Origin of the sequence: Moraxella oculi (assembly GCF_023336735.1) — a bacterium.
Lineage (GTDB): Bacteria > Pseudomonadota > Gammaproteobacteria > Pseudomonadales > Moraxellaceae > Moraxella > Moraxella oculi.
Genome location: NZ_JAMBAQ010000003.1, coordinates 144,634 through 163,849, shown reverse-complemented (window position 1 = coordinate 163,849; position 19,216 = coordinate 144,634). Strand labels below are relative to the sequence as shown.

Sequence of the window (19,216 nt, the reverse complement as noted above, 5' to 3'; positions counted from 1 at the left end):
TTTACTAAATAGTGATAATTTTTACAATTTATCATAAACAAAGTTACAAAAATTTTCTACACACAACAATCAATTTTTTGGTTAAAATATGCTGATTTCTACAACCATCAAACTATTAAAATGGTGTTTTAAATGATGAAAGAGTCCCGAGAATCCATCTGCCTACCCGACTTTGATGTCATGATGGTTCAAGATGGCATAGAAAAAACCATCAATTTGGTTGATTTTGTTAAAGACAATCATCAAGGTCTGATTCTGTATTTTTATCCCAAAGACAACACGGTAGGCTGTAGTGTCCAAGCCAGTGAATTCACCCAACTAAAAACACAGTTCGGCGATAAAGGCTATCAAATCATCGGCGTGTCTCGTGATGGCATCAAGTCGCATCACAACTTTATCCATAAAAAATCATTGGGCATTGCTTTAATCAGTGATGCTGATGAAGCACTATGCCAACATTTTGATGTCATCAAAGAAAAAAAGATGTACGGCAAAACTCATCTTGGCATCGTTCGCTCCACTTTCGTTTTTGATGAACATGGGCAAATCAAAGCAAGCTTTCGCAACATTAAAGCAAAGGGACACGCACAAGCTTTACTAGATATTCTATGACGAGCCAAAAAAAGATGAAAGTACTGCATCTGTCATCATCACTCAAACACGACGAAGCCGAGCGTGGCATTTATGCCATCACTCACGCACTCATGCGCGCAGGTCATGAGTCAGTCGTCATTGGGTCAGCAGATGAAGATTGCGAACTGGTCATACGCCTAATGCGTGATGGCACTGTGTATCAAAAATTACCAATGCCAAAAAAATCATGGTGGGCATTAAAACATGTTTTCAAGCTTAAAAAAATCATTCAAACACACCGACCAGACATCATTCATGTACATTCTCGCACGCCTGCCTGGGTGCTGCACTGGACGCTAAGACTATTACCAAAAACAGAACACCCAAAAGTCATTGCCACCATATATGGCTTTTATCCCATCAATTCTTATTCACGAGCATTATTCTATTCTGATGTCATCATCACAGCATCTTTAAGCATTCATAAATATCTAAAAGACAAAATCCTGCAAAAACAAGAGATGCTTAATATTCAAAATCATCCTTTTGACATCATCTGCGTGCGTCGTGGGGTTGATGTGCGTACTTATCCTTATCGACACAATTCATCGGTATATTGGCTACATAGTGTATTTACCGAATATCCAGAATTGGAGCATAAAAAATGGCTGCTCTTCCCCACACCCATCGGCACAGAGTATGGTCAAGAATGGCTTGTGGATATTTTAGGAAATTTAAAGGAGAAATTCCCAGACATTCACGCCATCATTGCTGAAGATTTGGAAACCGATCCTACCGACCAAGATGTCGCTCACGAAGAATTCATTCAACGCATACATACCTTAGGCTTAAATGACCGTGTTACTTTCATCGGCAGACAACCACCTGATATGAAAGAGTGGCTTTCATCTGCCAATATCGTACTTGCTTTGGCAAATTATCCTGAAAGCATTGGCATGACTGCTTTACAGGCCATTCATCTTGGTACACCTGTCATCGGCTGGGCAAAAGGAGCGTTTGCCGACATTCTCACCGCCACCTATCCACAAGGATTGGTTAAAGAAGAAACTGCCATCGCTTTATGTCGCACGGTCAAATCTCATCTACAAAACCGATTACGCCCTAACATGACACATCAGTACACCATCGAACAAATGACCGCCGAAACGCTTGCCATTTATCAGTCGCTCGTACCAAACTGCCAACTGGTCAAAAGCGATCGTCATGATAATCTGGTCTGCATTCGCATTGATGAATAAAACGCAAGAAAAAACACGGTCAATCGATGACAGACAATACAGATAAAAAAATACCCAGCTTGGGTAAACTGGGCATTTGGGTAAAGCTTATCCATAAGAATCATTCCTAAGCGTCCTTGCCTATTCAATCCTTGATACTATGGCGTGCATTATAAAGGCAAAACATGTCACATACCATCAGTCATTACCATCAAAGCTTGTAAGATTTTACCGACAATCAACAATCCACCCTCATCACCACCCCAATCAAAATCATGTTTGACGGATTGTAACAATAAAGGCAAAATAATAAGGCAAATTTTGCTTAAAAAACTTCATCAAAAAACCACAAAAAAAGCTTGATTTTTCATCAATAACAGTGCATAGTTATATGCTTTCTTTTATGCTTAGTTAAGCATTCACATCGCTTAATCCAAGCGAAATTTAGACAGTTATTTTTATGACCCAAAGGTGGAAATGATGGCAAAAAAAATGGCAGTTGGTCTGGTTGGTTGGCGTGGCATGGTTGGCTCTGTACTCATGGCTCGCATGGTTGAAGAAGGTGATTTTGATCACATAACGCCTGTGTTTTTTTCAACCAGCAATGCTGGTGGCGACGCTCCCAATTTCGGCGTGGATGCAGGCACTTTAAAAGATGCAAACGACATCAACGAACTTGCCAAATGTGATGCCATCATCACCTGTCAAGGTGGCGACTACACCAAAGCCATACACCCCGCCCTAAGAGATTTGGGTTGGAATGGCTATTGGATTGATGCTGCAAGCACTCTGCGTATGGATCATGATGCCATCATCATCTTAGACCCCATGAATCGCCATGTGATTGACCAAGCATTAGCAGCGGGCAAAAAAGACTTCATTGGTGGTAATTGTACAGTCAGCCTGATGCTGATGGCAATCGGTGAATTGTTCCGCCGTGGTTGGGTAGAATGGGTGTCTGCGATGACTTACCAAGCTGCATCTGGTGCAGGTGCCGCCAACATGCGTGAATTGATTACTGGAATGGGCGTGTTGCACGATAGCGTGTCTGACAAGCTGAATGATCCAGCTTCCGCCATCTTAGAGATTGATCGGACGATTGCCAATACACAGCGTGCTGATGATTTTCCAAAACAAAATTTTGGTGCGGTATTGGCAGGCAGCTTAATTCCCTACATTGACAGCCAGCTAGAGAATGGTCAATCCAGAGAAGAGTTTAAAGGTCAAGCCGAAACCAATAAAATACTTGGAAAATCTGGTGATGAATTGATTAACATTGACGGAATTTGTGTGCGTATCGGTGCCATGCGTTGCCATAGCCAAGCCCTAACCATCAAGCTGAACAAGGACATTCCCTTATCACAAATAGAACAAGCCCTGCGTGCCAGCGACAATCCGTGGCTGGATGTTGTAGAAAATGACAAGTCAGCAAGCATGGAGCGACTGACACCAGTAGCGGTAACTGGCACACTCAAAGTTGCCGTCGGTCGCCTACGCAAGATGAATATGGGCGGCGAATATCTCAGTGCCTTTACCGTCGGAGATCAGTTATTATGGGGTGCAGCCGAACCACTTCGTCGCATGCTTGCTATCATACAAGGTCGCATTTAATAGCCAACCCTAAAAGCACGCAGTGGCGTGCTTTTATTATGCGTCATACCAACCACATCATCATCAAAAAAATTAACCCCATTAATATGCTATGAATACAGCCGTTTATCTCATTCATGCTGGTGGTACTTTTGGTTCACATGGTACGCCATTATCACCCTTATCCGCTGATGAATTCTTGCCAATCTTGCAAGCACACTGTCGCATCAAGCTACCCAACATCGACATCGCAACACTTTCAAACAAAATCATCAAAGACAGCAGCACATTAACACCCAGTGATTTTGTGCAGTTGTACGGTCTAATTTTACAAGCTTATGCTAAAGGAGGGCGAAAATTCGTGCTCATCACAGGTACGGATACTTTGAGTTTTTTGGCGGCTTTTTTAGCTCACGCTTTAAAAGATTTGACTGACTTAAGCCTTGTCATCACAGGGAGCATGCAGCCGTTACTTATCAGTGATGAAGCAATTTACACCATTGATGACCATTCAGATGCCTGGATGAATCTTGCAGCCAGTATTTCTGATGCAATGGCACACACAGGCGTGTTTGTACAATTTGCAGAAAAGTTAATGGACGCTCTTGATACTCAAAAAATAAACAACCAAGACCATGATGCTTTTGTTGGCAAGGTAATAACTCATAAAAAAACCAATCGGTCGGTTTTTAATGAAGATTTTAAGTACAACTCACCTCATCACACAATCAATGACAAGCTGGCTCAGCTACCAACTCTCTTAAATCATGCCAAGCACACACAAATCACAGCCATCTACTGCCTACCAAATGATGTCAAAAACCTAGAACATCAACTCACGCAGTTGCATGATGACACCAAGGCGGTCATCTTAATCGCTTTTGGTAAAGGCAATCTTCCTTCATCACAAACATTAAAACAACTTTTGGAAGAGCTACAGGCCAAAAAAGTGATGGTGATTTGTACCACAATGTGTGCTTTTGGTGGCATCTCTACTGATTATGCAGCAGGATCTTGGCAATATCAATACGGCGTGCAAGCAAGTCATCTTGGCATTGCAGGAACTTATGGAAAAACACTTTGGCAGGTTCTACAATGATAGAAAAAAAACAATCAAACAGCATCGAACACACTTATGCGGTAGGTATTGAATTCATTGGCACCAATTACCGTGGTTGGCAACGCCAAGAAAGCGTTATTGGTGTACAGGCAGTCATTGAAAAAGCCCTATCAACCATCGCCAATGAACCAATCGAACTGATTGCCGCTGGTCGTACTGATGCAGGAGTGCATGCCAGCAACATGGTTGCACATTTTCAGACCACCGCAAAACGCAGCGAATACAGCTGGATGCGTGGCACCAATACCTTACTACCCAAAGACATTGCTTTGCGTTGGATTGTCGCCATGCCCGCTGATTTTCATGCGCGATTTTCAGCCATCGCCAGACGCTATCGCTACATCACTCTCAACCAACCCTACCGAACCGCCATCCTAAATGGTCAAGTAACACATGAATACGCCCCACTTAATGTCAATGCCATGATACAAGCAAGCAAAATACTGATCGGAACTCATGATTTTAGTAGCTTTCGTGCCGCACAATGCCAATCCAATCAACCTGTGCGTACCGTCAGTCATGCCAATCTGATTCAGCACGGTGTCTTTTTGGTACTCGACATTCAAGCTGATGGTTTTTTACATCACATGGTAAGAAACATCATGGGAACGCTATTTGCCATTGGTAAGGGCGAACTTGAAGTCAGTGACATCACTCGATTAATTGAGGCAAAAAATCGCAGCCTTGCCCCACCAACCGCATCTGCCGATGGGCTTTATTTCATCAATGCGTATTATCCACAGCGATTCCAACAACTGCTACCAAAAATGCCGCTCACGCCCATTTGGCTAAACCTGGCAGATTGACATCAAAATATCATCACTTGATGGCCATGGCATAAAATCCACCCTAACAGGCTGATGAAAGGATGATTTGCATTTATGCCAACTTTCTACTATAATACATTTTTTTCATTTAACCCCATCTTGACCTATGGCAAAAAAAGACGACATCATCGAATTTGAAGGTGAAGTGATTGATACTTTACCAAACACCCTCTTTAAAGTCCGTCTAGACAATGGACACGAAATCATCGCTCACATCTCTGGAAAAATGCGCAAACATTACATTCGCATCTTGACAGGCGATAAAGTAAAAGTTGAAATGACCCCCTATGATCTATCAAAAGGTCGCATCACTTATCGTGGCAAATGATTACATGTTAAGCCCCGCCCATTGATTGGGCTTAATTTACATCTTTCATGAGTCATCAACCCCCCATCCTACTTGTTCATGGTCTGCACATGAGTGGATTGTTCATGCATCCACTCGCCAGAAGGCTTGTGCAAGCAGGATTCATTACGCATACCCCAAGTTATCATAGCTTGACACGCCCAATCGAAGCACATAGCCAGCGACTACACGAGTACCTGACTCATCATCATGATATTAACAAACCTTTGCATATGGTGGGTCATAGTTTGGGTGGCTTGGTCATTCGACATTTTTTGTTCAATTATCCGATGTGGCAGGTACATCGCTGCGTAACACTTGGCACACCACATCAAGGCAGCATCTGCGCCCAGTATGGTAATCGCTTATTATCCATGCTGGTACACCACGCATATCCCAACGCCCTAGATGGCACTTGTGTACACCCAAAAGACACACAGATAGAATTTGGCGTGATTGCTGGCACGCGTCCATTTGGAATTGGCTTACCGATTTTAGCCTATCACACACACCGACATTGCTTAACTGATGATGCAAGCATTCATGATGGTACGGTTTATTTGTCAGAAACTCATCTGGCATATGCCAAAGATTACCTTACTTTACCTGTTTCGCACACAGGGCTACTGACTGACAAAACCACGGCCAGTCAAACAGCATACTTTTTAAAACATGGTCAATTCGACGGGCATCAACAGAAATAAAGCACCCAAAGGACATCAGTGGTTGATGAATTTGGTTGATGTGTGTTTAGTATTGCAAGCTTAATTCATCCAAAGGCAAATCATCAAAACCTCACACCACCAACAACCATACAAATGCAACGAATCAATTACCCAACCACGAAATTAACGCAAGCTTTACCCTATCAATCACGCCTTAAACACAGTCCGAATCCAATGACCAATATCTTTAACTTGTTGCAAACAAAGCTGATGTGTCATCGGATAAGTGTTATACTTAGGCTGAAGCCCCAGTTTTTCTAGTAACGCTTTTGCTTGGTTACCTAAGATGACAGGGACGATATCATCATACTCTCCATGATCTATTTTTACCAAAATATTGCCATTTATCCCAACATCAGCAATCTCATTTTTGGTAGCAAAGTAGGTAGAAAGAGCAAGCAATCCTCCCAGCTGATATGGCGTTGTGAACGCATGATGATAAGCCACCGCTCCACCTTGGGAAAAACCTGCAATAATGATGTTTTGACTTGGAATGCCATTTGCCACTTGTTTTTCAATGAGCTTATCAATGGCACGAGCCGATTGCTGGATTTGATTGATATCAACTTTACGATCCAAAGTCATCTCAATGATGTCGTACCATGCAGGCATGACATAACCTCCATTGATCGTTACTGGAATCTTTGGAGCATGAGGAAAAACAAATCGAATTGGCAATTCACCCAAACCAAGCTCTGGCACAATAGGCTCAAAATCATGTCCACTTGCACCCAAACCATGCAACCAAATAACCGCATGCTCTATCGGTTGATTGGCAGGGTTATGCTCAACAATCACACAAGGCAGAATCTCACACATACTCACTTCCTATTTTTACAAAACGATGACGCCAACAGATGCCATCATGACAAATCATCATAGCACAATCAATCATCACACCCAAGATTTATTGAGTAAATTTTATGAAAGCTCTCAAAAAACCATGAAAAAACGCTATAATAACCCGATTTTATTCAAAAAAAGGTAACTGTCATGCAGTGGAGAGGTCGTAGACAAAGCTCAAATATTGAAGACCGTCGTGGTGGTCGTGCTACGAAAGTTGGTGGCGTGAGTGTGTTTGGTCTTATTTTAGCACTCATTGTCTGGAAAGTATTTGGCATCAGTCCTGAAACAACACTCGGCATCACTCAAAACATCACACAGCAACATCATACCGCCCAAGCACCCAGCCATGAGACCGTCGATCAGACAGAATCTCGTGAATTTGTTGCCACCATATTGGCAGATACTGAAGATGTTTGGGCACCGATTTTTCAACAGCTTGGTGGCACTTATCAAGCACCCAAGCTGGTGATGTTCACTGATTTTGTGCAGTCGGCATGCGGCTCAGCCAATTCGGCGAGCGGTCCTTTTTATTGCCCCGCCGATCAAAAAATCTACCTTGATACTTCATTTTTTAAAGCCATGCGAACGCAGATGGGCATTACAGGCGAGCGTAATCATACTCAGCTAAACCGTCAAGATCAAGCTGCTGATTTTGCTCAAGCGTATGTGATTGCTCATGAAGTCGGACATCATGTTCAAACTTTGCTAGGCATATCCAGTCAAGTTCGCCAAGCTCAAAACAAGGTCAGTAAAATTGCAGCCAATAACCTATCTGTACGCATGGAGCTTCAAGCTGACTGCTTTGCAGGTCTATGGGCAAGGCACAATCACGAACGCACGCAATTTTTGCAAAAAGGCGATATTGAGGAGGCATTAGATGCTGCTGAAAAAATTGGCGACGACTATTTGCAACATAAGGCACACGGCCATGCTGTACCAGACAGCTTTACACATGGCACCAGTCAGCAGCGTCAGTATTGGTTTTATCGTGGATTTGAATCAGGCGACATTAACCAATGCGATACCTTTACCACCAATCAACCATGATGAGTGCGTTGTCTGATTATTTTGACTCAAAACTCCTTTAAGCTCATAAAACACATATTACTAATAAAAAAGGATTGCATACGCAATCCTTTTTTAACATCAAACTAAGATAAGTTTGATGCTTGCACCAAGATTTTGGTATATTCTTCTTGTGGGTTTTTGAAAATTTGCTCTGCCGAACCCATCTCAACAACACGACCTTGACTCATGACAATCACCCTATCAGACAATGCCTGAACCACAGACAAATCATGACTGATAAAAATGTAACTCAAATCGTATTTTTCCTGCAAATCATTGAGTAGCTCCACTACCTTGATTTGAGTTGAGCGGTCTAATGCAGAGGTGGGTTCGTCCAGCAAAACAAACTTAGGTTCCAAAATGATGGCACGAGCAATTGCAATACGCTGACGCTGACCGCCAGAGAACTCATGTGGATAACGATTAATCATCGATGGCGACAGATTCACTTCAGTAAGCATGTTAGCAACCCTCTCACGGCGTTCAGCAGCACTCATCTGAGGACGATGCACTGTCAAGCCTTCAGCAATGATTTCGCCCACTGTCAACCGAGGTGATAAGGAGTTGAAAGGGTCTTGAAAGACCATCTGCATGTCATTTTTAAGTGATTGACGCTCATCATTTGAAAGAGTACGAATGTCCTTTCCATGAAAACGAATGTCGCCACTTGATTCAACGATTTGCATGATGGCACGCCCAAGTGTTGATTTGCCCGAACCAGACTCACCAACAATCCCCAAGGTCTCACCCACTTTCAAATCAAGTGAAATGCCTTTGACCGCATTAAACACTTGCACAGGTTTACCCAAGAAGTTTCGTTTGATGACATAATCCACTTTAACATCATCAGCTGTGATGATTCTAGGGGCATCATCACTGATGGCCGGTTTTTGGCTGTGTGGGATTGGAGTTAGCAATTCAACCGTATAAGGATGCTGCGGATTATTAAAAACACTTTGAGTGGTACCACGCTCAATGATGACACCATGTTGCATCACGCACACATCATCACTATAACGCTTAACAAGACGCAAGTCATGCGAAATTAATATGATTGCCATGCCCATGTCCCTTTGCAACTCACGCATCAGATCCAAAATTTCTGCCTGCGTGGTAACATCAAGTGCCGTAGTTGGCTCATCGGCAATCAGTAAATCAGGTTCATTAATGATCGCCATTGCAATCATGATGCGTTGTAATTGACCACCTGAAAATTCATGCGGATAGCAATTCATCTTTTTATCGGCATTTGGAATGTTCACTTTTTCCAAAGTCTTTAATGCCAATTCATTAGCCTGTGCTTTGCTCATGCCTGGATTGTGAATCAATACCGCTTCGGAGACTTGTTGACCAATTTTGACATAAGGATTGAGCGATGTCATTGGCTCTTGGAAAATCATTCCAATACGCTTACCACGAATGCTACGCATCTGCTTGTCAGTTTTGGTCAAAATTTCTTCACCTTCAAATAATACTGAAGATTGATCACTATGACTGACAATATTTTTTGGTAGCAACCGCATGATGGCCATTGATGTTACAGACTTACCAGAGCCTGATTCCCCAACAATTGCCAGTGTACGACCCGACTCCAATTCAAATGATAATGACTTGACTGCATGTACCAGCTCTTCATCAGTCTTCAGATAGACATCAAGGTTCTTTACTTCTAATAATTTCATCATCACATCCTATTTATCTTTTGGGTCAAGAGCATCACGCAAACCATCGCCGATGAAATTGAAACAAAATAGCGTTACAACCAAAAATATCGATGGTACAATCAGTTGCCAAGGAGCAACTTGCATTGTTTGAGCACCTTCTTGCAACAATGCACCCCAACTGGTCATCGGCTCTTGCACACCAAGACCCAAGAAGCTCAGGAAAGATTCAAATAAAATCATGCTCGGCACAATCAGTGAAGCATAGACCACAACCACACCCAGCACATTCGGCACGATATGACGCGTGATTATTTTCCAATTTGACACACCAGCAACATGAGCCGCTGTGATGAACTCTTTATTTTTCAGACTTAAAGTCTGACCTCGTACCATACGCGCAACATCAAGCCAGGAAACCAAACCAATCGCCACAAAGATCAGAAAAATATTGCGACCAAATAAAGTAACCAATAAAATCACAAAAAACATGAATGGAAATGCACTCAACACTTCTAAAAATCGCATCATCAACATGTCAATTTTACCGCCTGCATAGCCCGAGATGGCACCGTATATCGTGCCAATCAATACGGCGACAAATGCCCCTGCGATACCCACCATCAAAGAGATTCGCCCACCAAAGGCAACACGAACCAACAGATCACGCCCTAGCGTATCTGTGCCAAAATAATGTCCATTTTCAGTAGAAGGTGCTACCCCCATATTTGACCAGTCTGTATCAGCGTAGCCAAATTGCGAAAACATCGGAGCGATGATGACGAAAGCAGTGATGATTGTTAAGATTGCCATACTGGCAATTGCTGCTTTATTGCGACTGAAACGACGCCAGGCATCCTGCCATAAACTACGACCTTTAATCTCAACCGATGACTCTTCTTGTGCTGTGTTGCTAACTATTGACATAACATATCCTTATCAATATTTGATTTTTGGATCAATTACTGTGTACAAAATATCCACAATTGCATTAAACACAATTGTCAATACACCCACCAAAATCGTCAAGCTTAGCACCAAACTATAATCACGGTTTAACGCACCATTGACAAATAATTGACCGATGCCCGGTAAGCCAAAGATTGACTCAATGACGATAGAGCCTGTGATAATCCCCACAAATGCAGGGCCCAGGAAAGAAATTACAGGCAACATCGCAGGACGCAAAGCATGCTTTAATACAATGTGCGACAAAGGCAATCCTTTGGCATATGCCGTACGAATGAATGGACTATTCATCACCTCAATCATCGAACCACGAGTCACACGAGCAATGCTAGAAGTATAAGCAATTGCCAAAGTACCCACTGGCAAAATCATATTTTTGAGTGCACCATCATTCCAGCCACCAGCAGGCAACCACTGTAAAGTAACAGCGAATAACAGTACAAATAACGGTGCTTTGACAAAACTTGGCATGACCACACCTGTCATCGCTACCGTCATTAGTGAATAATCAAAAAAGCTGTTCTGTTTTAAGGCAGCAATCACCCCCAAAGTTACACCAAGCACCAAAGCAATGATGAATGCCCAAATACCGATCTCTACAGATACAGGCAAAGACTGTGCCAGCAGTTCATTAATGGTATAATCTTTATATTTAAAAGATGGGCCAAAATCACCATGCAACAACAATTGCTTTAAATAATTCAGAAATTGCAACCACATCGGATCATTTAGGTGATATTTGGCTTCAATATTTGCCATCACCGCAGGAGGGAGATTGCGTTCGCCTGTAAAAGGGCTACCTGGTGCCAATCGCATCATAAAAAAAGATATGGTGATGAGAAATAACATCGTTGGAATGGCTTCAAGCGTACGCTTAAAAATCAGCTTAAACATATAAAACCTCGTGTTCGCACATCCATCATAAAATACCCGCATTCCAGAGGGCATCGCTGGATACACTCCATGTATCAAATCGCAATAAATACGACAAAAATTTTGATCAAAACTCACAACCACCAAAGTGGTCATTGATGTTGATTATTTGTAAACTTAGCTGGCAAGCGAATTATACATGATTGATTTGAATTTGTATGTATTAATTCGCCAAAACATGATAAATTTTTATAAAAACTGGTAAATCATCAGTTTAATCAAGCATCATTATCCATGCCAAATACTTTCATGTCTTAAAAAGCAGGCTTTGTACACTAAATCTGTTTTAAAAAATTTAAAATCTCTCAAATCGTATTTAAAAAACCAATCACAAGCACCTACTTGTGACTGGCTATGACATCAGCTTCTTAGTGCTTTAATATTTTCAGATCTTTGACTTGCCACTTATTCATTGGATCTTGATCGGCAAATCCTGCCACATAAGGCTTAACTAAGCGTGGTGATACATATTGATAAACAAAAATGCTGGCTGCATCTTTATCTAACAGCTCTTCAGCTTGATGATACAGTTTGGCTCGCTCTTCTTTTGTCATGCCAGCTGCCAAAGTTTTTGCCATGATGGCATCAAAGCTTGGGTTTTTGTACTTACCATAGTTGCTTGAATCGGTCGATATGAAAGTATTTAGGAAGCTTGATGGTTCGTTATAGTCAGCACACCAACCAGCACGCGATATCTGATGATTTTGGTTACGGCGAGTATCTAAGAAAGTTTTCCATTCTTGGTTAGAAAGTGTCACATTCACAAATCCAAGTGCCTCTTTCCAAAATGAAGTCGCTGCCACTGCGATGGTTTTGTGTTGCTCACTAGAGTTGTACAGCAACTCAAAGTTTAATGGGTTGGATTCATTATAGCCAGCTTCGTTCAGTAGCTTTTTAGCTTCTTCAATGCGTTTTGCCCTGTCCCAAGATTTCCATTCTGGCGTATAATTTTCGATGCCATCGGTCGCCTCTGGGGTGAATTGATAGGCAACTTTTTGACCCTGCCCCATAACTTTATCCACGATGGTATCACGATCCAGTGCCAATGACAATGCTTTGCGTACACGCACATCATTAAATGGTGCTTTGGTGTGATTGAATTCATAGTAGTAAGTACATAACATTGGCTGCACCTTAACCTGATCACCAAGCTCACTTTGTAGTTGCTTAAACTGAGTAGGTGGTAAAGCATTGTGCGTCATATCCACTTCACCAGCTTTATAGCGTTGCACATCTGTCGTATCAGACGAGATGGCAAGCAAGGTTACTTGGTCAATCGTGGTGTTGGCATCATCATAGTAGTTTTTATTACGCTCAAGGATAATGCGTTCATTCACTTTCCACTCTTTTAGACCGTACGGACCATTACCCACAAAATTGCCAACATTCGTCCATTTGTCGCCATATTGTTCTATGACTTTTTGATTAACGGGTCGAACAGAAGTGTGGAACATTGCTTGTGGGAAGTATGGCACAGGCTCAGTCAAGGTTACTTCAAATGTCTTATCATCAATTGCCTTGACGCCGAGTTGATTAGGATCAAGCTTGCCATCAACGATGTCTTGGGCATTCAAGACTTTAAGACCTACCAGATAAGTTGAATAAGGTGATGCAGTTTCAGGATTTACTAAACGACGAAAACTATACACAAAGTCTTGTGCAGTAACTGGATCGCCATTTGACCACTTGGCATCACGCAACTTAAATGTCCATACTTTGTTATCAGGTGAAGACCACTCTGTTGCCATGCCTGGTACAGTCTTACCCTTATCATCAGTTGTAGTCAGACCGACCAGCATCTGACGCAAAATATTTGATTCAGGCACGCCGCTTACTTTGTGTGGATCAAGAGATTCTGGCTCTGTGCCATTATTGATGATGATCTCTTGTTTTTCAGCCAACTCGCCTGTTGTCAAAGTCGCTGAACCATCCTTGCTTGTATTTGTGTTTTCAGTAGTTGTTTTATCACCACAACCAAATAAAGCAGCGGTAACGGACAATACTAAAGCCGACGGCAAAAATTTTAAACTCATAACAAGATCCTTATGATAAATAAATTAAAAAGCCATACTGACGAACTCATCAATGACTGTTATATATATAATCTAATAACCCATCAAAAGTCAAGTAATTTGTTAAAAAAATGTTACCATCATTCATCAAATGGTAAAATTTCCCTACTAAGTCATCGATGTTTCTTTCTTAGTTTCAATAAAAACCCTCATTAAGTCAAGCTCAATGAGGGGGGGTGGTTTAATCATTAAACATCGTAAGGATCTCGAAGCACAATGGTCTCATCACGATCTGGACCTGTTGAAATGATGTCCACTGGACAACCCACCAGCTCTTCAATACGCTTGATGTAGATTTTGGCGTTTTCAGGCAAGTCCTCAAATTTGGTGATGCCAATCGTCGATTCGCTCCAACCTGCCAATGTTTCATAAACAGGCTCAACCTGATCATAAAACTCAGCATCAAACGCACCAGCACACTCGCTTGATGATGTTTGATAATCAGTTGCAATCTTAATCTCACTCAAACCATCTAGCACATCAAGCTTAGTCAAGCAAATACCAGACATTGAGTTGAGTACCACCGCACGGCGTAGACTCACTGCATCAAACCAGCCACAGCGGCGAGCTCTGCCAGTCGTCGCACCAAATTCATGACCCACTTTTGCCAGATGAGTACCCACATCATCAAACAGCTCAGTAGGGAATGGACCTGAACCCACACGCGTGGTATAAGCTTTGGTAATGCCAAGCACATAATCAAAATATAACGGACCCAATCCCGTGCCTGTTGCCACACCGCCTGCTGTCGTATTTGAGCTTGTTACAAATGGATAGGTGCCATGATCGATATCCAGTAAAGTACCTTGTGCACCTTCAAACATGAGATTTTCGCCTGCTTGACGGCGTTTTTCCAATTCATCAGTAACATCAACCACCAACTCTTTGAGTTCCGCTGCCCATACTTGGCACAAATCAAGAGTTGCTTGATAGTCAATCGCATCAACCTTATAGTATTGCGTTAGAGAAAAATTGTGATATTCTAAGATGGCTTGTAATTTTTGTGGCAAATCAGCACGGAATAAGTCAGCAACTTTAAGTGCACGGCGAGCCACCTTATCTTCGTAAGCAGGACCAATGCCACGACCAGTCGTCCCGATTTTAGCGTTGCCACGCTTTAATTCACGAGCCTGATCCAATGCGGTATGGTAAGGCATGATGAGCGGACAAGATGGAGAGATGCGCAAACGCTGACGCACAGGCACGCCCTTATCAATCAACCCATTCATTTCTTTTAATAGGGCATCTGGTGCAAGAACCACGCCATTGCCAATAAAGCAAGTCACACCTTCACGCAAAATACCAGACGGAATTAAATGTAAAACCGTCTTTTCACCACCAACTACCAGCGTATGACCAGCATTATGACCACCCTGATAGCGTGCCACTGCGGTCGCTTTTTCAGTCAACAGATCAACAATCTTACCTTTGCCCTCATCGCCCCACTGGCTACCAAGCACAACGACATTTTTACCCATGATTTTCCTCTTTTTCAATGATTAATCAGTTTAGTAACAAAAAAATGGTCATATGAATGATTTTTGGATAATCAGTCATCATCACCGACAAGTCTTACCACCCATTCACCACCATCAAGATGCATCACACCATCAACATACACAAATCCATCTTCAGCAGACAGTGGCTTAATGACGATACAACCTTCATCTTGTAGAGTCTTAATTTGACCAGCCAAATCCTCAATCTGCTCTTTACTGGCATTTGCCATGTCCTGATAATCTACCAAAATGACGGTGTCTTCTTGCAATTCAACAAATTCAAGCAAACGATTAATATCCATACTAAATCCGGTCGCTTGTCTGCCAATGCTGGCACAAAAACGACCACCACGCACCAATGCCTGTGTCTGTGCTGTAGATGTTTGATTTAAGTAGACATTAAACACTAGGCCCGTATGATAGTGATATCCTGAAAGCTCAGTAATGTCTACGCTCACGCTTATTCCAAGCGATTTGATGTGTGATGTCAGTGTTGCAATTTCTTGAGCAGCGTGGCAAATCGTCTCATCTGCCTGTGCCTTAGGAGATAATTTAGATAACAGATGGCTGGCGGTGGGTACGGCATCTTGTGTCAGTGTGTGCTTGGCAAGCACCAAAAAATCTGCACCACCATCAATCGTCAGACATACTTTTTCAAGCTCTGGCAGATTCTTTTTAATGTACAATTTCATCAAACCATCAGCAGTATGTACATCAACATCATACAATTTGCATAAAGCATCAAAAATCGCCACATGGCCCACATCAACATGCAGGTTATCACGACTCATGCCAATCTCATCAGTCAACGCCATCAGCAAATCGATGAGAGCAATCTCCGCCCCAACATCACTCACGCCAAAAATCTCAGCACCCAACTGCAATGGCGTGCGTAGCCCAAACAGACCAGTTGGCAGTGTCTTAACCACTTGACCAATATAGCAGTATCGACTGATGCCACGCCCATGCTGAGCATCAATACGAGTAATTTGCGGCGTCATGTCAGCACGCAGACCCATCATTCGCCCTGTGAGTTGATCAACCAATTTGAATGTCTGGCGTTTTAAGTCTTCATCCGCCCCACCAAGCAATGTTTCTGTGTATTCGATGATTGGTGGCGATACCAAACGATAGCCATGTGCCGTTAATACAAAAAGCAACGCATCTCGCAGGCTTTCTAGTTTTTGAGCATCTTTAAATAGCACATCCGCCACACCATCAGGCAATAGCCAGTTTTGAGCATCAGCACACCGTAAGTTGGTTGCCATCGTACAGGTCCGCACAACAAACCCCTAATTCATGATTGATAAATACAAGTAATTGCATAAAAATAGCAAGTCATTGCTTGCCATTTTGAAAAACAACAGAATTTCATTGATTTTTTCGTGCTTAGTGTATCATTAAATTCATCTTGCGACTAGGTTAAATTACAAATTATTTTTCAAAACCACTTACCATATCAGCATCAAAATGTCATGATCAATGAAATGACCATACAAACAGTGGCAAAATCATACTTTTTAACGCATCAATGATTGGCATGATGACTCATTTCATCATAAAGTACGGATGAAAAAGTGTAGAAATATTGCTATAATATGGTGATTTCATCAGTTCAGTTTTTAGCATTCCATTCACCAAAGCATAAGGGGCAAGCCATGCACAAGCAAGAACACAATGACAATCATAGCCCCAAACATAAACTTGACATGACCGAAAGTCAACGCCCACATGATGAAATGATCAACACCATCGAAGATTCCGATGAAGATCTGTCACTTGAAAGTCAAGATAGCTACATCTATGGTGATGCTGATGCCACAGATGAAGACACCATTGAAACGATGACGGTTTACGATCCTGATGCAGACCGTTTTGAGGATTTGGAGGACTCGGGTGATAATGAGACGATTGTTTGTTATTCATACTCACGAAAAACAGGTGAACCGATTGAACAGCTGCGTATTGATGAGGTCAGTCGTGCTTTAACGAATAACAATCAATTCATCTGGCTTGGGCTTTACGATCCTAGCATTGAGACGGTTTACGAGGTTAAGGACGCTTTTGATTTGCATGAACTGGCATTAGAAGATGCACTTGCAGACCACCAACGACCAAAAGTCGAAAGCTATGGCAATGACATGATTTTTGTGGTGGTGCGTACCGCAAAACTTGAAGACAATCAAATTCGCTATGGTACGACGGCAATATTCATGGGAAAAAATTTCATCATCAGTGTGCGTCGTGGTGCGTCCAACTCTTATTCACCCGTGCGTGAACATTATCATCGTCGCCCTGAGCGTCTGCGTTTAGGACCCATTTTTGTCTTGCATGCCATCTTAGATTTCATTGTTGATAACTACTCACCCATCACCGACCGACTGGGTAATTACCTGCGTGAACAAGAGCGGAACATTTTTTCTTCTGAGTTTAGTCGAGACACACTCAAAAGCCTTTACGAATTAAAATCGCAGCTCGTACATATGCGTGCAGTGATTTTGCCCGTACAAGATGTGTGCAATTTCTTCATCAATCATAAAAAAAATGAACTCATCTCTGCTTTTCCCACCGCAGCCCAGCCTTATTTTAGAGATGTCAATGATCATCTGCTGCGTTCTCTTGATGCCGTTAACGGGCTTAATGAAATGCTCTCTGTCGCCATGAATACTTACACCACCATGGTAACAATGGGGCAAAATGATGTGGTAAGAAAGCTTGCTGCTTGGGCAGGTATCGCCGCCGTGCCTACTGCAGTCGCTGGTATTTATGGCATGAACTTTGAATTCATGCCAGAGTTGTCATGGCGATATAGCTATTTTATTGTCATCAGTGCCATCTTGGTCATTTGTGCTTATTTATACTCCAAATTCCGTCTGGCTGGATGGTTGTAAACACAGCGATGAATCATGTCATCATGACCAAGCCTAAACACACCCCTTTTTCTCCACCAAATACCGCCAATACCGCCTTGGCATTTGAGCAATGTGATGCTTAGGATTGATACGCTCTTTTATCGTTACATGACGAAAATACGCTTGCCAAAGTCGCTGATACATCCGCTCTTTATCCGCATGCAGCTCATGACAATCCAGCAGCATTCTTTCATCAATATCGACAATCTCACACACGCCTGCCTGTGGATTGTGATGGTCATAGAAAATCCCATAGCCACGCACAACATCAAAGATTAGCCAACTTTGATCGGCAAATCGCCGAGCGAAAAAGTCTGCAATGAGTGGCAAGACATTACAATCAGGATTGACCTTAGCGAAATACACGCCTTGAGTCGTATCCTCAAAACGCACGAAAGCCTGCATTCGATGGCGTTCTCGTCGCACTTTTTTGATACACGCATGCACTGCTTGCACATCAGGATGGGCGAAGTTTGCCATGACGGATTGGTTGGGCGTTTGCAACTGGTATTCTAGCACACGAAATAGACATGTATACACTTTCTTATCTTCGGATAAAAATGCCCAAATGATCTCTTTGATGTTAAGTATGTCGCATATTTTATTCAGCACTCGCTTAGATTTATCGACATCAACTGGGACAAAAATAACTTCATCTAAAAAGTCATCATCATAGTCAGTTCTTGCCATGATAGACAAGTTTGTACGAACAAGCCGATGCTCATAAGCGTAAAACACCGCAGACAGCCAACCTTCAAAACTGCCATCAAACAACAATACCACACCAGCAGCATCACAAGACTCAAATAAAGATAATTTCATCACACATCAACAATG

The 19,216-nt window shown here is 42.3% G+C and carries 17 protein-coding genes; 9 read left to right on the top strand and 8 right to left on the bottom strand.

Features of this window, described 5'->3' with window-relative positions:
* The first annotated feature begins 132 nt into the window (after window positions 1-132).
* The 7 genes from M2R47_RS02925 to M2R47_RS02895 all read left to right on the top strand — a co-directional run bounded on the left by M2R47_RS02925 (window position 133) and on the right by M2R47_RS02895 (window position 6,398).
* Complete coding sequence (locus M2R47_RS02925) at window positions 133-612, top strand: peroxiredoxin (protein ID WP_249098647.1); 480 nt, start codon at window positions 133-135, stop codon at window positions 610-612.
* Window positions 609-1,832 carry a glycosyltransferase family 4 protein gene (locus M2R47_RS02920; protein ID WP_249098645.1) on the top strand — a complete coding sequence of 408 codons (1,224 nt, stop codon included), beginning with the start codon at window positions 609-611 and terminating at the stop codon, window positions 1,830-1,832. The genes M2R47_RS02925 and M2R47_RS02920 overlap by 4 nt, the downstream gene beginning before the upstream one ends.
* Before the next feature lie 471 nt (window positions 1,833-2,303).
* A complete protein-coding gene (gene asd / locus M2R47_RS02915; protein ID WP_249098719.1) occupies window positions 2,304-3,422 on the top strand; it encodes an aspartate-semialdehyde dehydrogenase in 1,119 nt (372 codons plus the stop codon).
* A gap of 91 nt (window positions 3,423-3,513) precedes the next feature.
* On the top strand, window positions 3,514-4,500 hold the full coding sequence (locus M2R47_RS02910) for an asparaginase domain-containing protein (RefSeq protein ID WP_249098643.1): 987 nt from the start codon (window positions 3,514-3,516) through the stop codon (window positions 4,498-4,500).
* On the top strand, window positions 4,497-5,327 hold the full coding sequence (gene truA / locus M2R47_RS02905) for a tRNA pseudouridine(38-40) synthase TruA (RefSeq protein ID WP_249098715.1): 831 nt from the start codon (window positions 4,497-4,499) through the stop codon (window positions 5,325-5,327). The genes M2R47_RS02910 and truA overlap by 4 nt, the downstream gene beginning before the upstream one ends.
* 127 nt (window positions 5,328-5,454) lie before the next feature.
* Window positions 5,455-5,676 (top strand): translation initiation factor IF-1, encoded by a 222-nt coding sequence (gene infA / locus M2R47_RS02900; protein ID WP_029102801.1) that lies wholly within the window; start codon window positions 5,455-5,457, stop codon window positions 5,674-5,676.
* A 47-nt stretch (window positions 5,677-5,723) separates the two neighbouring features.
* Window positions 5,724-6,398, top strand: coding sequence for an esterase/lipase family protein (locus M2R47_RS02895; RefSeq protein ID WP_249098640.1), 675 nt, complete (start codon window positions 5,724-5,726; stop codon window positions 6,396-6,398).
* A gap of 168 nt (window positions 6,399-6,566) precedes the next feature.
* On the opposite strand, the gene M2R47_RS02890 is transcribed toward M2R47_RS02895, so the two are convergent.
* Window positions 6,567-7,238, bottom strand: a complete 672-nt coding sequence (locus M2R47_RS02890; RefSeq protein ID WP_249098637.1) for an alpha/beta hydrolase — start codon at window positions 7,236-7,238, stop codon at window positions 6,567-6,569.
* Between the two features lie 174 nt (window positions 7,239-7,412).
* Here M2R47_RS02890 and ypfJ point away from each other — a divergent pair, with 174 nt between their 5' ends.
* On the top strand, window positions 7,413-8,312 hold the full coding sequence (ypfJ, locus tag M2R47_RS02885) for a KPN_02809 family neutral zinc metallopeptidase (RefSeq protein WP_249098634.1): 900 nt from the start codon (window positions 7,413-7,415) through the stop codon (window positions 8,310-8,312).
* Window positions 8,313-8,416: 104 nt separating this feature from the next.
* Here the strand turns inward: ypfJ and M2R47_RS02880 are convergent, their stop codons facing one another.
* The 6 genes from M2R47_RS02880 to M2R47_RS02855 all read right to left on the bottom strand — a co-directional run bounded on the left by M2R47_RS02880 (window position 8,417) and on the right by M2R47_RS02855 (window position 16,735).
* Entirely contained in the window at window positions 8,417-10,018 is a 1,602-nt protein-coding gene (locus M2R47_RS02880) for an ABC transporter ATP-binding protein (RefSeq protein WP_249098631.1), read from the bottom strand.
* A 6-nt stretch (window positions 10,019-10,024) separates the two neighbouring features.
* Window positions 10,025-10,921 (bottom strand): oligopeptide ABC transporter permease OppC, encoded by an 897-nt coding sequence (oppC, locus tag M2R47_RS02875; protein WP_249098629.1) that lies wholly within the window; start codon window positions 10,919-10,921, stop codon window positions 10,025-10,027.
* A gap of 12 nt (window positions 10,922-10,933) precedes the next feature.
* On the bottom strand, window positions 10,934-11,857 hold the full coding sequence (gene oppB / locus M2R47_RS02870) for an oligopeptide ABC transporter permease OppB (protein WP_249098626.1): 924 nt from the start codon (window positions 11,855-11,857) through the stop codon (window positions 10,934-10,936).
* Window positions 11,858-12,264: 407 nt separating this feature from the next.
* Window positions 12,265-13,929, bottom strand: coding sequence for an ABC transporter substrate-binding protein (locus tag M2R47_RS02865; protein WP_249098624.1), 1,665 nt, complete (start codon window positions 13,927-13,929; stop codon window positions 12,265-12,267).
* 227 nt (window positions 13,930-14,156) lie between these two features.
* Entirely contained in the window at window positions 14,157-15,446 is a 1,290-nt protein-coding gene (locus tag M2R47_RS02860; protein ID WP_249098621.1) for an adenylosuccinate synthase, read from the bottom strand.
* Window positions 15,447-15,517: 71 nt separating this feature from the next.
* Window positions 15,518-16,735 carry an ATP phosphoribosyltransferase regulatory subunit gene (locus M2R47_RS02855; protein ID WP_249098618.1) on the bottom strand — a complete coding sequence of 406 codons (1,218 nt, stop codon included), beginning with the start codon at window positions 16,733-16,735 and terminating at the stop codon, window positions 15,518-15,520.
* 471 nt (window positions 16,736-17,206) lie between these two features.
* Here M2R47_RS02855 and M2R47_RS02850 point away from each other — a divergent pair, with 471 nt between their 5' ends.
* On the top strand, window positions 17,207-18,358 hold the full coding sequence (locus tag M2R47_RS02850) for a magnesium and cobalt transport protein CorA (protein WP_249098714.1): 1,152 nt from the start codon (window positions 17,207-17,209) through the stop codon (window positions 18,356-18,358).
* A gap of 33 nt (window positions 18,359-18,391) precedes the next feature.
* Here the strand turns inward: M2R47_RS02850 and M2R47_RS02845 are convergent, their stop codons facing one another.
* Window positions 18,392-19,201 carry a TIGR03915 family putative DNA repair protein gene (locus M2R47_RS02845; RefSeq protein WP_249098615.1) on the bottom strand — a complete coding sequence of 270 codons (810 nt, stop codon included), beginning with the start codon at window positions 19,199-19,201 and terminating at the stop codon, window positions 18,392-18,394.
* Window positions 19,202-19,216 lie beyond the last annotated feature (15 nt).